Raw genomic sequence first — 13961 nt, 5'->3', positions numbered from 1 at the left:
GTGGGCAGCCCCTGATTCTACTTGTTTTTCTTCTTTTTCACAGCCTTACTGCCGAACCTGGGCTCCAGAGAATATGTCGCTTTTGGATCGAGCACATACATTACACGATTCCTGAACCTGACCCAGTTGGTAAAGCCATAGGAATTGTGTTTCATGCACTTGATCATTTTGTTGCGGTTCTCAATGATCCCGTTGTGGAGCCTTACGCTTTTGATCGTATATTCGCTCCTCCTGTTGACCATGTATTCAACAGTCACTGTGTTGAAGGAATTGAAGATCTCATCTCTCCATTCCTTCATCGTTCTGGAGAATCCGTTCATCTCTTTGATGGAACTGTTCCTGAACGCTACATAAGTTTCGTTGAACAGCTGTTCTCCTGCTTTATCATATGTTCCCGACTCATACATGTGAGTCAAAACCCTTTTCAAACGCACTGCTTCTTCCAGTTCAGGGTCGATACCCAGAAGAATCTCCCGCAGCTGCAGGAGCGTCATATATTTTTGAAAATGTCGGTTGTATTGTCCTTCTCTCCCTGGGTCAAAGATATCCAGATCCTCATCTTTTGAGAGGAGCCAGTGGAAATGCTTCAGTACATAATACTGGTCAGAGGTTTTCTGCCAGTCAGCGGATATCCTCTGCCAGCACGGATCGTCCCGGTATCTTTCCCTTGGGAAGTCGCTTTCCACGGCCTTCATTTCTTCCTTCAGCCTTTCCCGCCTGGCTCTGGTCCTGTTCATGACCCGGATCCTGACTTTTGTCAGCCTGCGGGTGAATTCCTGCATCACATGGAACCTGTCCACCACGCCAATGGCGTTGGGGAAGCAGGCTTTCACCATTTTCCTGTAAGCCGGGTACATATCGAAACAGACCGCTTTGACTCCGAGTCTTTCCTCCTCGGGGATCAGACTCATATATTCAAGCAGTGAAGGGAGCCAGCGGTTTGGAAGCAGATCCACAGGTGTCTGCTTTTCAAAATCAAGGAGCAGACATACATACTTGCTTCCCTGGGTCTTCATCGCATAGACCTCGTCTATGCACAGGAGTGACGGTAGCTTCTTCCTGGGGATCTCTACATGGGCGTCGAAGATATTGGACACCGTGGTGGCTGAAACGCAGTATTTGCGGCCTACCGAAGCGAAGGTCTGGTTGTAGTCCTTGAGATCCTTCAATATGTCGAATACGACTTTATCCGCGATCTTTCCCTTTTTCTGAACGAAAGGAGAAGGCTCATAGTAAGTGCGGTGGCAGGCTGGGCATTTGAACCGTCTGGCATGATAAAGCAGGATACAGTCCCTGCCAGCTCCATCCGCATATTTGATCTTCTTTGGGATATATTCCTTCACTCTGGGATGCGGGCAGCCGCAGTCAGGGCATGGATCGTGATCATTGGTGAGAATGACACGCAGTATAGGTCGTTTGTCGGACTGCCTGGTATAGCTGATGTCCTCGATCTCACCTGGTTCCAGCCCGAAAAAGTCCACCATGAATTCTTTTTCTGCATTCAACACGGTATTCCTCCTGTTCACGATGTCATCATCGCAGAGGATACGGGGTGAGTCATAAAAGCTGTGTGGAATGGTGGAAAACTTTGTGCGATCTCATATCTAGACATTTGGAAAAGTTGTTTATTCCTGTCTTTCCAGGCTAAAAGACACAATTCCTCCAGCGTGGCGTCTAAGAATAGTGAAAGGAAATCAGACCAGTATTGGGCGATGTGTTTGGAGATATAGCGGATCACGACAGGAGGCAAAGCGTAACGGGCAAGTTCGCACTCTGCCTGACGGAGAGTGCGATCAGGGCCTTTGAACAGGCCGGCCATGACCGCTATCAGGAATTGTGCCAGCAGCGGAACGCGGGAGAAGGGAACAAGTTCAGCGGGGATGAGGGCATGAGTTTTACCGCATACGGAACATTTTGCACGCTGGATCAGCACCTCGTCACGAACGCCGTTTACGGGACTTTCGAAACTGCGGAGATAGGAACCATGACGGTACAGCTTACCATCATGGCAATCAGGGCATTTCCTGGTACCAGCGAAGAACCTGTTACAAGTTTTTTGATATCCATTCTGGAAAGATGAATTGATTTCAGGGTGATTTCCCGGTACCATGATCATGTCATTAGACAGGGAGCGGCAGAACTTGACGGCAATCAATTGGGCTCTGCTCCTTTTTTTTGTTTCATCACAAAGTTCCTGATATCACTGTTTCAGTGACTGGAAGGGGGTACTGACTCCCTCCTTAAGCGGAGAACTGCCAAAGTATCTTCATTCAGCCACTTTCACCAATAAACACAGGGAAATCTTCGTTATTCTCTCCCTATAACTCCTTAATTCAACTATAACAAAACAAGGCAGCTTTAGAACCTCCATGAAGGTTCGGAGCTACCTTTTATGACTTTGGTGATCGACCCTAAGGTCGCTTTATTGAAGGGGGTGGACCCTGTCCAATTTTGCGTATTCGAAAAGGAAAGAAGCGCTAAGGCGCAGTCCCATATAAGGCAGACACAGGCCACAGTACGGCTGCAACCGGACTGTGGCCCTTTTCTGAATGGTTCCGCAAGTCCGGACTGCCGCACTGTACATCCCGGACTGAGCGAAGTCATGGTCTGTCATTGACACAAATGCCTTGTCTCATAACCCGTCTGATGTCCTGATGGTGGTATCGTAGCTGGTGTACAAAACAGACATCCGACAGGCTGATGCAGCGTGTGATGGTCTGCTTTTGAAGGAGTGATATTCGTGTCATCGATTGCCAATATATTCTGGTTTCTTTTCGCCGGCCTGTGGATGGCCCTTGGCTGGATCTTCGTGGGTCTTGTCTGGTGCATCACCATTGTGGGCATTCCCATTGGCACGGAGTGCTTCAAGTTCGCATCATTTGTGGCCTTTCCCTTTGGCAAAACCATTGTCTACAGCGGCGGCGGTGTGTCATTTCTCATGAATCTTCTCTGGCTGATCTTCGGAGGCCTGGAAATGGCACTGGGCAATGTCCTCAACGGACTGGCGCTGTGTGTGACCATCATTGGCATTCCGCTGGGTCTTCAGTGCTTCAAATTCGCCAAGCTGGCACTCATGCCCTTTGGCGCCCAGGTGGTGTCTGCAAGATAAGACACCTTCTCATGCCGATGCCGATGCTGGCTGAAAGACTGCGAAAATGACAGAAAAGGCTGCATACAGTTTCCGTATGAAGGGGCTGCAAGCAGCTTTTTGGCGTGCCTGGAATGAGAGGTGGGGAGGGGGATTCAGAGAATCCCAGTGACTCGGGACATGTGGGCACAGTGGCAGTCATGACCATCGGCGGACAGATCCACACCATGCAAACCCACATCTGCAGGAAACTGCCGGGCATTTTCCAGGAAAACGGGAAAGGAAACCAGGAGGCAGTGAATGCCGCCTCCTGGTTTTCAGAAGTTCTGCTTCGAATTTTGGGTATCAGCCTGCAGACTCTGAATCAGTTCACAGGAATCCACATTGAAGGTATATGTATACCCACTGGCAGCTGCCTTAAGGCTTCCAACAGTCAGGGCATCGTTGTTGCTGCCTTTGGACAGGTGGGGAATATCATCTGGTCTGGTGACGTTTTCCGGACCAGAGATGGCACCTCCTGTATTCTGTAAAACTGTGCAGGATGTAACGTTCAGAACGGGATATCCGGAATCTTCACTGAATTTTCCGGTGAGTTCTACCAGAGATCCTGCGGCAACCTTTGCACCTGTCAGGGAGATGCAGTCTGACGGGCGATTCTGAGCGGATGTAAGCCTGGGCTCTCCGTTTGCATCAGGACTGCCATTGCTTGAATTCCGTTGAAAACCAGTTTGTTTTGGTGTTCATGCCCCCGTTGCCAGGGACAGCTCCAGTCTTTGGCTGGTTGACGCTTCACAGAAGTCTGCCAATGATGCCGGTCTTACATCCTCTCCACGTCCGTTTTCGGCCTCCGGGGCACTCCCGGCGGCCAGTCTATTGATCGCTGCGTTCTGGTCACGATCCATGACCATTCCACAGGCTTCACACACATATGTGCGGTCTCTCAGGGCAAGTTTGGTTTTCACTTCCCCGCAATGGCTGCACTTTTTTGATGTAGGCTCAAATCAATCGGTGACTGAAAGCTTCCTGCCTTTCTGGGCCCATTTGTATTCAAGCATCCGACGGATCTGATGGAACCCTGTATCACAGATGGATCTGGCCAGCTTATGGTTTTTGACCATCCCGCTCACATTCAGGTCCTCTATCACGCTCTCATCGTATCTTTCCGTCATTCCGGTCGTCATCTTGTGGATCTGGTCCTGTCTCTGGTGCCGGACCTTCGCATGCAGACGGTTCACTTTCTGTCTCTGTCTGTTATATCGATTGGAACCTTTCTGCCTGCGGGAGAGCTTTTTCTGTTCTCTTTTGAGCTTCCTTCCGCTTCTGGCCAGATATCTCGGGTTCTCATACACTGTTCCATCTGAGGTGCAGAAAGTCAGGCCACCGTCGGCAGTCTGGCCACCATCGGCATGGTGAGAGGAGCGCGCCGGAGTCTGCCTTCCGTGAATCACAGACGGAAAAAGCCTATAATGGGTGTGTTGAAAGCGAGGAATCAATCAATGAACGATACACTGGTTGTCTTTTTTTCCGGCAACGACCCGAAAAAATCCGCCACGGCAGATGCTGCCAGAAACCTGGCGAGCGTGACGGGTGCGGACCTGTATGAGATCCGGCCCCAGAACCCTTATTCGAAGGACTTCAACATCGTGGTCCAGGAAGCGCAGCGGGACAAGGACATGGATGCCCGGCCGGCCCTGGCAGGACCTTCCATTGATGTGAAACCCTACCGGACCATCATTCTGGGATTCCCCAACTGGTGCGGCACGGCCCCGATGCCGGTCTTCTCGTTTCTGGATGAACACATGAAGGACGGCTCGCTGATCGGCAAGCGGATCATTCCGTTTGTCATCAATGATGGATCAGGGATGCAGCACTCGGTGGACGATCTCAAGACCCATTATCCGGAGCTGGATATCGAAGAGGGCGAGGCGTTCGAGCACAACAAGCTGGACAATGCCAGTCTCAAGGCCATCGACTGGATCCAGGAACTGATGTAGAAAGCGGTCTGTCAGGGCAATGACAGACAAAGCGGACAGCAGGCCCATCCGTGTGATTCTGCTGGATGTGGATGACACCCTGCTGGATTTTGATGCCTGTGCCCGCAAAGCCATGGAGCAGGCCTGCCAGGTCACTGGCGTTCCCTGGTCACGGTCTTTGTTTGACACATTTCAGGAGATGAATGCCGGTTTCTGGCAGCAGATCGAGGCAGGGAAGCTGACACTGCGCCAGCTCTGGCAGATCCGCTGGAACCGCATCTTTGCCAGGCTTGGGATCGATGCGGATGGGCAGGCCTTTGAACAGGCATTTCACGGGGCGCTGGATACGACCCATGAAACAGTATCCGGCGCTGCGCAGGTCCTCAAAGACCTGTCTGATCAGGGGTTTATTCTGTATGCAGCGAGCAACGGGCGTCAGAGGCAGCAGGAAACCAGACTGCATCTGGCCGGGCTGGATCGGTATCTGCAGGGGATCTTTACCTCGGAAGCGGCCGGAGCGAACAAGCCGGCAGCACAGTTTTATGACTATGTCATGAACAGGATGCGGGAAATTCTGCCGGATCTGAAGCCGGGCCAGGTGGTGATGATCGGAGATTCCCTGTCAGCGGATGTCAGGGGTGCCAGAGATGCAGGGATGCATGCGTTGTGGTTTCGCATGGATGGAACGGATGGTGCAGACTGCAGCCAGCTGATGCAGCTGCCGGAGCTGGTCGGACAGCTGCCAGACTGACAAACAGGCAGTAACCGGATAATTCCAGCTGCAGATAAATACACAAAGAGGATCATGGAAGAAAGTCCATGGTCTTTTTTTTCGCCGGGAATCTGTGAGACCAGGAAGCCGGCCTTGATTTCCTGCATCGACAGGAGCGGGAACTGGGACAGTTTCTGTCCCGCCAGACAGACAAATCATGTCTGTTTTTGAAAGCGATTTCCTGTGATAATGCATGTGTCAAAGGAGGAACCGAGATGAACAACCAGACGGAAAACAGAATGGCCAGGTTGTGGAAACTGCTGGACAGTTCCCCGAAACCCATGCGGCTGGACGCAGCGGCACTGGCACTGGATGTTTCCGAAAAGACGATCCGCAGAGACCTGATCCGTCTCAATGAACTCCTGCAGGATGCGGACAGTTCGGTAAAGATTCACAAAGGGACGTTTGTCCTGGAGGTTCCTTCCCGCGATGCAGTGAATGCGCTGTTTGAATCACAGACCGGGATCCCTGACACACAGGCCCAGCGGGTGGACTGGCTCGCCACGTGGTTTCTCATGAACGGAACCGCCACGGTACAGTCTCTGGCTGACCGGCTGTATATCAGCGAATCCACTGTCAAAAACGATTTGAATGTTCTGAAAAATGAACTGAAACCATTCCACCTGACTCTGACCCGATGCAGTGAAGGACTGCGGCTGAGTGGACCGGAGGAACAGATCCGGAACTGCCTGATTTACTGGACAAGATCCGGGAAGATCAGACCGGATTTCGGATTTGACGAAGCTTCTTCACAGCTGCTCTCGGACAGGATCCGGGATTTACTGGAAGCAGAAGGCGCCTGTCTGGATGAATACGGGATCCAGAATCTGCTGCTGCATCTGAAGATCGCGGCGAGCCGGATCCGCTCCGGCCGCGTCCTGACAGACACTGATACCGTGCCGCAGGACCTCTGGCAGCTGGCCAGCGCCATGACACAGACAGCCGGCAGCATCTGGTCTCTGGAATTCCCGCTGGGGGAAACGGAAAACCTGGCGTGGCACATTGCGGCGCAGAAACAGTCCGGTGCCCTGCACATCGACGAAGAGGAATACCGGATGCTTCTGTCTGCTTTGAAAACGACACTGAAGGATGCCGATGCACTCTATGGAACGCAGCTGGCGGCAGATTCCGTGCTGCTGAACGGCTTGACGGCGCATCTCAGCGTGGTACTGGTCAGACTGCACCATGGCATGGTGATCGACAATCCCATTCTCAAGGAAATCCGCTCTCAGTATCCCTATGCCATGGAAATCGCCCAGTTGGCGGCGACCGGTCTTCAGGAGATGCTGGGGTGCCGGTTCCCGCTGACGGAGATCGGTTTTCTGGCGGTGCACATCGGAGGTTCTCTGGTGAGAACAGGCAACAGCCGCAAATCCCGGCAGAAAGCCGCTGTGGTATGCACCACCGGGATGGGAACCAGCCTTCTGCTGCTGGCCAGGATCAGCGAGCGCTTCGGGCAGGACCTGGATGTCACCGGCACCTTCACGATCCGGCAGGCGGCGGGACTGACCAGGGAAGATGCCGATGTGATCCTGTCCACGGTCAGACTGCCGCGGGAAGTGACGCTGCCCTGGCTGCAGATCACGCCTCTCATGACAGACAGGGATATGGCGGTCATCACGGACTATCTGAAAAAGACACAGTTTGCCGCACCGGTGCAGTCACTGTTCCATCCCTCTCTGTATTTCCCGGACCTGAACCTGGACAGCCGGTCAGAGATTCTGGCTTTTCTGTCAGAACAGCTGTATCGGCAGGGATGGATCGACAAAACAGCCAGGGAATCCTTTGCGAAGCGGGAATCCCTGGGCACCACGGAAATCGGCAACATGGTGGCGGTGCCGCACTGCATGGAAGGCACTGTCAGACAGCCGGCGGTGGCTGTGGCCATTCTCACAGAACCGGTCCTTTGGGAATTCGGTCCCGTGCAGGTGGTCTGCATGATTGCCGTCAGTCACGAATTTCTGCGAAAGGAAAACGGATTTTTTCTCCGGTTCTACAGGCGCCTGGCTTCACCGGCGCTGATCCGGACCATGATACAGACCCGGCATCCGGATTTGCTGAAGGATGCCTTCGACAAGGAGGATACATTATGAAAAAGAAAATACTTGTGGCCTGCGGCGCAGGTGTCTGCACCAGCACAGTGGCTCTTCAGAAACTGCAGGCAAAACTGGAAGAGGAAGGGCTGAAGGACCAGGTCACCTATGGACAGTGTTCGGTGGCGGACCTGCCCATGAACGCCGGCAGCTACGACGTGGTGGTGACCACATCCCGTGTTCAGGGCAACTACGGGACTCCGGTTGTCTTCGGACTGCCTTTCATTACACAGATCGGCATGGATGACTGTGTGGATGAGATCCTGGACGTCCTGGGGCTGTGATCATGGATACCAGTCTTGTATTTCTGGATGCGGACTTCAGCAGCCGCGATGACTTGTTTCACACCATGGGCAGCTGGCTGAAGGACAACGGCTATGTCAATGAGGACTACCGTGAAGCGGTGTGCCGAAGGGAAGAAGAGTTTCCCACGGGCCTGAAGGTGCCGGGGCACCAGCTGGCGATTCCGCATACCGACAGTGAATACATCGAAAAACCCGGGCTGGTCTTTGTCCGCCCGAAAAACCCGCTGGCGTTCCAGGAGATGTGCTCCGGGGATCCGGTGGATGCGGAAATGATTTTCCTGCTCCTGGTCAAGGACAAAAAAGACCAGATGCCGCTGCTGTCCGGGCTCATGGCCCGTTTCGGCGATGGAGAGCTTATGGACCGGCTCAGCCGGGAAACCGATCCGGAAGTGATTGCCGATCTTCTGGACCACTGTGTGAAGGGAGAAACCACATGTCTGTCGTAACCAATGCAATTCAGTTCATCATCGATCTTGGCCCCACGGTCATGATGCCCATCATCATGCTGATCGTTGGCCTGTGCATCCGGGTGCCGTTTCTGCGGGCCCTGAAGGGCGGCCTGCTGGTAGGCATCGGCTTCATTGGCCTGAATGCGACAGTGACCATCCTGACAGATGTGGTGCAGCCGGCTGTCAACAACATGGTCGAGCTGTTCGGCCTGAACCTGACGGTCATTGACGTGGGATGGCCCAGTGCATCAGCCATTGCCTTCGGCACAGCCGTGGGTGTGACGATGATCCCCCTGGGAATCCTGATCAATGTGATCATGCTGCTGACCAAGACGACAAAGACCGTGGATGTGGACATCTGGGATTTCTGGCACTTCGCCTTCTCCGGTTCCATCGTCTATGCCCTGACGCAGAACATGGTGCTGTCCCTGATCCTGGCTTCGGTGAATATGGTGGTGATCATGGTGATTGCCGACCGCATGGCCAAGGCAACTGAAGAAGTGCTGGGACTGCCTGGCGTGACCTTCCCGCATGGTCTGGCTGCTTCCTTCGTGCCCATTGCCTGGGTCATGGACAAAGCCATGGACAAGGTACCGGGTCTGAATAAAATCCATCTGGATGAGCAGGCCATCAACAAAAAGATGGGCCTGTTCGGGGATCCCGCCATTCTGGGTCTCATTGTCGGCCTGCTGCTGGGCGTTGCCGGATTCGCGTTCATGCCGGATCTGACCACCTCGGACAAAGTCGCACAGATCCTGGTCATGGGTGTCACGGTTTCGGCGGTTCTGGTCATCACCCCGAAAATGGCTGCCATTCTGATGGAAGGCATCATTCCGGTGTCCGAGGGCATCCAGTCCATCATCCAGAAGAGATTCGCCGGCCGGAAGGTGTATATCGGGCTGGACTGCGCAGCTGGAATCGGGCATCCGGTGGTTCTGGCCATGTCCGTGATCATGGTTCCTGTCACACTGCTGCTGGCTGTGATTCTTCCCGGCAACGAATTCCTGCCTCTGGTGGGCCTGTGCGGTATCTGCTTCCAGTTCCCGCTGATCGTGGCGGTGACCAAAGGGGATTTCTTCCGGACCTTCGTGATTGGCGTGGTGGTCATGGGCATGGGTCTCATGATCGGCACCAGTCTTGCGCCGCTGTTCACCAGCGCGGCTGCAGCGAGTCATTTCCCGATCCCGGAAGGTGCCAACCTGATTTCGAGCATTGACTATGGATCCAACCCCATTCCCTGGCTCCTTGTGCAGGCAGTCAACCACGGCTGGATCTGGGTAACGCTGGTGGTAGTGGCCACGATTGCCCTGGCAGTCTGGAACCGCAAACTGATCCTGGAAGAGGAAAAGGCGGAAAAGGCGCAGGAAGACGAAAAACAGCGTCAGAGAGAAGCCCGCAGGGCAGCACGCCGGGCCAAAGCCCAGGCAGTGCAGAATACCGTGGAAGAAACGGAAGTGCAGTCAGGACTGCAGAATGCTTGAGAAACTGAAACAGACGGTCTGGAAGGAGAACCTGCGGCTGAAGGAACTGGGACTGGTCCTCTTCACCTGGGGCAATGTCTCCGCCATTGACAGGGAAACCGGCCTGGTGGTGATCAAGCCAAGCGGTATTCCCTATGAAACGATGCAGCCGGAGGATATGGTCGTAACAGATCTGAAGGGCAATGTGGTGGAAGGAACCCTGCGGCCCAGTTCAGATCTGCCGACGCATCTGGCGCTGTATGCGGCCGACCCGGACATTGGGGGTATCGTGCATACGCATTCTCCCTGGGCTGTGGCCTTTGCCCAGGCCGGGCGGGATCTGCCGCCGCTGGGAACCACTCATGCAGATTACTTCCACGGCCCGGTTCCCTGCACCAGAGACATGGCAGCGGAAGAGATCCAGAGTGCCTATGAACGGCATACCGGAGAGGTGATCGTGGACACGTTTGCCAGCCGCGGCATCTGCATGGAGCATACCCCGGCGGTGCTGGTGAAAAACCATGGTCCCTTCACATGGGGCAAAGATGCAGTCCAGGCGGTGTATCATGCCGCAGTCCTGGAGGAAGCGGCGAAAATGGCCGCGATCACCTATCAGCTGAACGCAAAGACACCGCCGGCACCCGAAGTGCTGCTGGAGAAACATTTCCAGAGAAAGCATGGTCCTCATGCCTATTACGGGCAGACAGCGGGCAATCCGCAGTCTGCCGGCGTATCCGGGAAATGATCCGCTGCGCCACCTCTTACCCTGAATCTCTCCTGTATATGGACACTGTTGCATAGTCACAGCACGGTCCATGCCATCGAACTCCTGCATGAGGCTGCAGTCCTGACGACGGTCAGCACGCAGCCTCTGTTCTGCTGTGGTTCTGAACGCTGCCGGTTTTCGCAGATTTTCGTTTGGGATGGACACTGCCGTCAGTCACGATACAATGAACTCTGGACAGACAAGCTGGTCTGCGAAATGTTTGTGACCGGGAGCCGTCCGGAGAATACAGCAGATCAGCTACAGGAGGAACAGTATGATGGCAGAAGAACGGCTTGACCGTATTGAAACGATGACCAATGACAAAGGCTATGTCTCCACGAAGGATCTGGCGGCTTTGCTGCAGGTCAGCGAACCGACCATCCGGGCCGACTGCCGGGAACTGGAGAAACAGGGCCGGATCATCCGGGTCCATGGCGGAGCCAAAAGCCGGCAGACACAGGGGATCCTGACACGGTCCCTGGAGAAAGCCATGGATGACAGGCAGAATGTTGGCGAACAGGAAAAGGACCGGCTGTGCCGCTATGCGGCCTCTCTGGTGCAGGAAGACGACTGTATTTTCATCGACGGAGGGACCACCTTTGCCACGATCCTCCCGTATTTAAAGGGGAAGCGGATCCGGATCGTTACACACAGTCAGATCGTGGTGGATTCCTTTCGGGAAGACAACGGAGAGCTGTTTGTCATCGGAGGCAGCTACAGTCCGCAGTACAAGATGAATCTGGGGCCTATTGCCCTGGCGCAGCTGGAATCCTTCAATTTCCAGTATGCGTTCCTGAGCTGTGCGGGTATCGACCTGAACCGGCGGAAAGCCTATACGGCCGAGCTGGAGACCGCAGAAGTAAAGAAAAAGGCCATGGAGCTGGCGGAGAAATCGTTTCTGTTCATCAATGGAGCAAAGCAGCATGTCAAGGGGTTCTGCAGTTTTGCGGACCTCAATGCGTTTGACGGGATCGTGACGGACGCAGCCGGACCTGATATCCCGGACAACTTCATCGTTCTGGAAGAGAGCTGAGCCCTCTTTTCTTTTTCTCCGAAAACGAAAAAATAGGCAAAACAGTATTGCGTGAATTTTCGTATATTGGTATATTCTGGGTGTAAACGGAAATAAACGAAAAGGAGAATCGAAAACATGAATATGCATCTTCTGGACTCGCACAGCCGGCAGGCGCGCAGAAACATTGTGGAAATGGTGGCGGCAGCCGGGTCCGGACATCCTGGCGGTTCACTTTCCTGCACGGATATCCTGACCTGGCTGTATGACAGCCGCATTGACCTGAAACGGCCTGACCGCGACCGTCTCGTGCTCTCCAAAGGACATGCAGCGCCGGCACTCTATGCACAGCTGGCTGTGCATGACAGGATCACCCGGGATGAGATGCTGACTCTGCGCCGGCTTGGTTCTCCTTTACAGGGACATCCCAACATGGAAGACCTGCCGGATGTGGATATGAGCACAGGCTCCCTGGGGCAGGGACTCTCGGCGGCTGTGGGCATGGCCTGGGCAGACCGATACAAGGGTTCTGAGCGCCGGGTCTGGTGTGTCTGCGGTGACGGAGAACTGGAGGAAGGCCAGATCTGGGAAGCGGCCATGGCAGCAGGGAAATTCAGCCTGGGCAATCTGACGCTGTTCGTTGACCTCAACGGTCTTCAGATCGCGGGGGCTGTCAGCGAAATCGGCGGGGACAACCAGTATGGCAAAGCACTGCAGGCATTTGGCTGGCAGGTCCTTGAAATCGACGGTCACGACTTTGCACAGATTGAACAGGCAGTGCTGGAAGCCGAAGCTGACAGCCGGCCGACGGCCATTCTCTGTCACACGGTGAAGGGCAAAGGCGTGTCATTTATGGAAAACCAGGCCGGCTGGCATGGCAAGGCGCCCAATGCCATGCAGCTGCAGGAAGCATTGATACAACTGGAGGAAACAGGAAAATGAGACAGGCAACAAGAGAAGCATTTGGACAGACACTGGCAGAACTGGCAGTCCAGGATCCGGACATCATCGTGCTGGATGCGGATCTGGCCCCGGCCACCAAAACCGGAGAAACACAGAAAACGGCCCCCGGACAGTTTGTACAGGTGGGGATCGCCGAAGGCAATATGGCAGGGATCGCAGCGGGGATGGCCGTATCCGGACTGAAACCCTTTGCCTCCAGCTTTGCCATGTTTCTGGCCGGCAGGGCCTATGAACAGATCCGGAACTCCATCGCCTATCCGCATCTCAATGTAAAGCTGTGCGCCACCCATGCGGGGATCACCGTGGGCGAAGACGGCGGCAGCCACCAGTGTCTGGAAGATATCGGGCTGATGCGGATGCTCCCTGGTATGATGGTGCTGCAGCCTGCGGATGGTCTGGAAACCGCCGCCATGGTGAAGTGGCTTGCAGCATATGAGGGACCTGCCTATCTCCGGCTGTCCAGAGCGGCGGTGGATCCGGTGTATGAACAGGAACCGGTCTTTGATCCCGCCGCCATTCCCCAACTGCGAAGCGGAGAAACTGTGGCGCTGATTGCCAGTGGTGTCATGGTCAGGGAATGCCTGGCTGCTGCTGACCGTCTGACTGGCATGGGCATTGAAGCCGCTGTCTACGATCTGCCGGTGATCAAACCGTTGAATACGGATCTGCTGAATGAGATCATCACACAGTATGCAGTCGTGTTCGTTGCTGAGGAACACCTGAAAGCAGGAGGGATCGGGTCCGCCATCCGGGAAGCGGTGAGGGAACCGCAGAAGATCCGGTCCATTGCCATCGAAGACCGGTTCGGGCAAAGCGGCAGTGTTGAAGCGCTGATGCAGGAGTACGGACTGGATGCCAAAGCCATTGTTCAGCGGGTCCTGGATGACTGTGCCCGGCGGCTGTATCCGGGTGATGCCAAAGTCGCCATTGTGCGCCAGATGGCTCCTGCCTGCTGATCAGCGTGGATGGAACCTGCCAGTCCAGTCACATTCTCCAATCCGAAAAAAGCTGCGGTTTTCTCCGGCTGATTTGTGTCAGTCAGAGAAGCCGCAGCTTTTGCTGTATGAAGTTGTGAATAGA

14 protein-coding genes and 1 pseudogene are annotated in these 13961 nt (G+C 54.5%); 11 read left to right on the top strand and 4 right to left on the bottom strand.

All coding sequences use genetic code 11. The annotated features are described in order from the left end of the window. Nucleotides 1-17: 17 nt before the first annotated feature. Together aalo17_RS07290 and aalo17_RS12630 are read right to left on the bottom strand one after the other, a co-directional pair. Nucleotides 18-1508, bottom strand: coding sequence for an ISL3 family transposase (locus aalo17_RS07290; RefSeq protein ID WP_158507643.1), 1491 nt, complete (start codon nt 1506-1508; stop codon nt 18-20). 14 nt (nt 1509-1522) lie between these two features. After that, complete coding sequence (locus tag aalo17_RS12630; protein ID WP_145907361.1) at nt 1523-2116, bottom strand: DUF6431 domain-containing protein; 594 nt, start codon at nt 2114-2116, stop codon at nt 1523-1525. 624 nt (nt 2117-2740) lie between these two features. Between aalo17_RS12630 and aalo17_RS07280 the strand changes: the two genes are divergently transcribed. Beyond that, the gene (locus tag aalo17_RS07280) at nt 2741-3109 is read left to right on the top strand and encodes a YccF domain-containing protein (RefSeq protein ID WP_067557581.1); all 369 of its coding nucleotides are present in this window, start codon (nt 2741-2743) and stop codon (nt 3107-3109) included. Nucleotides 3110-3828: 719 nt separating this feature from the next. Here the strand turns inward: aalo17_RS07280 and aalo17_RS13330 are convergent. Both aalo17_RS13330 and aalo17_RS07270 read right to left on the bottom strand, forming a co-directional pair. Further along, nucleotides 3829-4068, bottom strand: a pseudogene (locus tag aalo17_RS13330) (zinc ribbon domain-containing protein); the annotation flags it as partial. 21 nt (nt 4069-4089) lie between these two features. Beyond that, complete coding sequence (locus aalo17_RS07270) at nt 4090-4536, bottom strand: transposase (protein ID WP_257721843.1); 447 nt, start codon at nt 4534-4536, stop codon at nt 4090-4092. A gap of 48 nt (nt 4537-4584) precedes the next feature. Between aalo17_RS07270 and aalo17_RS07265 the strand changes: the two genes are divergently transcribed. From aalo17_RS07265 to aalo17_RS07215, 10 genes are all read left to right on the top strand, one after another. Then, nucleotides 4585-5082 (top strand): flavodoxin, encoded by a 498-nt coding sequence (locus tag aalo17_RS07265; protein ID WP_067557570.1) that lies wholly within the window; start codon nt 4585-4587, stop codon nt 5080-5082. Nucleotides 5083-5101: 19 nt separating this feature from the next. Continuing rightward, nucleotides 5102-5812, top strand: a complete 711-nt coding sequence (locus aalo17_RS07260; protein ID WP_067557567.1) for an HAD family hydrolase — start codon at nt 5102-5104, stop codon at nt 5810-5812. Between the two features lie 236 nt (nt 5813-6048). Then, nucleotides 6049-7926, top strand: coding sequence for a BglG family transcription antiterminator (locus aalo17_RS07255; protein WP_067557565.1), 1878 nt, complete (start codon nt 6049-6051; stop codon nt 7924-7926). Further along, a complete protein-coding gene (locus aalo17_RS07250; protein ID WP_067557562.1) occupies nt 7923-8210 on the top strand; it encodes a PTS sugar transporter subunit IIB in 288 nt (95 codons plus the stop codon). Before aalo17_RS07255 ends, aalo17_RS07250 begins: the two co-directional genes overlap by 4 nt. 2 nt (nt 8211-8212) lie before the next feature. After that, the gene (locus aalo17_RS07245; protein ID WP_067557559.1) at nt 8213-8677 is read left to right on the top strand and encodes a PTS sugar transporter subunit IIA; all 465 of its coding nucleotides are present in this window, start codon (nt 8213-8215) and stop codon (nt 8675-8677) included. Then, complete coding sequence (locus aalo17_RS07240) at nt 8665-10161, top strand: PTS galactitol transporter subunit IIC (RefSeq protein ID WP_075885861.1); 1497 nt, start codon at nt 8665-8667, stop codon at nt 10159-10161. The genes aalo17_RS07245 and aalo17_RS07240 overlap by 13 nt, the downstream gene beginning before the upstream one ends. Then, nucleotides 10154-10885: an L-ribulose-5-phosphate 4-epimerase gene (locus tag aalo17_RS07235; protein ID WP_067557556.1), complete on the top strand. Its 732-nt coding sequence runs from the start codon at nt 10154-10156 to the stop codon at nt 10883-10885. The genes aalo17_RS07240 and aalo17_RS07235 overlap by 8 nt, the downstream gene beginning before the upstream one ends. 295 nt (nt 10886-11180) lie before the next feature. Beyond that, the gene (locus tag aalo17_RS07225; protein ID WP_067557550.1) at nt 11181-11939 is read left to right on the top strand and encodes a DeoR/GlpR family DNA-binding transcription regulator; all 759 of its coding nucleotides are present in this window, start codon (nt 11181-11183) and stop codon (nt 11937-11939) included. A 108-nt stretch (nt 11940-12047) separates the two neighbouring features. After that, nucleotides 12048-12860: a transketolase gene (locus aalo17_RS07220; RefSeq protein ID WP_286637964.1), complete on the top strand. Its 813-nt coding sequence runs from the start codon at nt 12048-12050 to the stop codon at nt 12858-12860. Beyond that, nucleotides 12857-13837, top strand: coding sequence for a transketolase family protein (locus aalo17_RS07215; RefSeq protein WP_082743307.1), 981 nt, complete (start codon nt 12857-12859; stop codon nt 13835-13837). Before aalo17_RS07220 ends, aalo17_RS07215 begins: the two co-directional genes overlap by 4 nt. The last annotated feature ends 124 nt before the right edge of the window (nt 13838-13961 follow it).

Source organism: Faecalibaculum rodentium, from assembly GCF_001564455.1.
GTDB classification, from domain to species: domain Bacteria; phylum Bacillota_I; class Bacilli_A; order Erysipelotrichales; family Erysipelotrichaceae; genus Faecalibaculum; species Faecalibaculum rodentium.
Note: the sequence above shows the minus strand (reverse complement) of the source record. Positions and strands in the feature narration are given on the sequence as shown.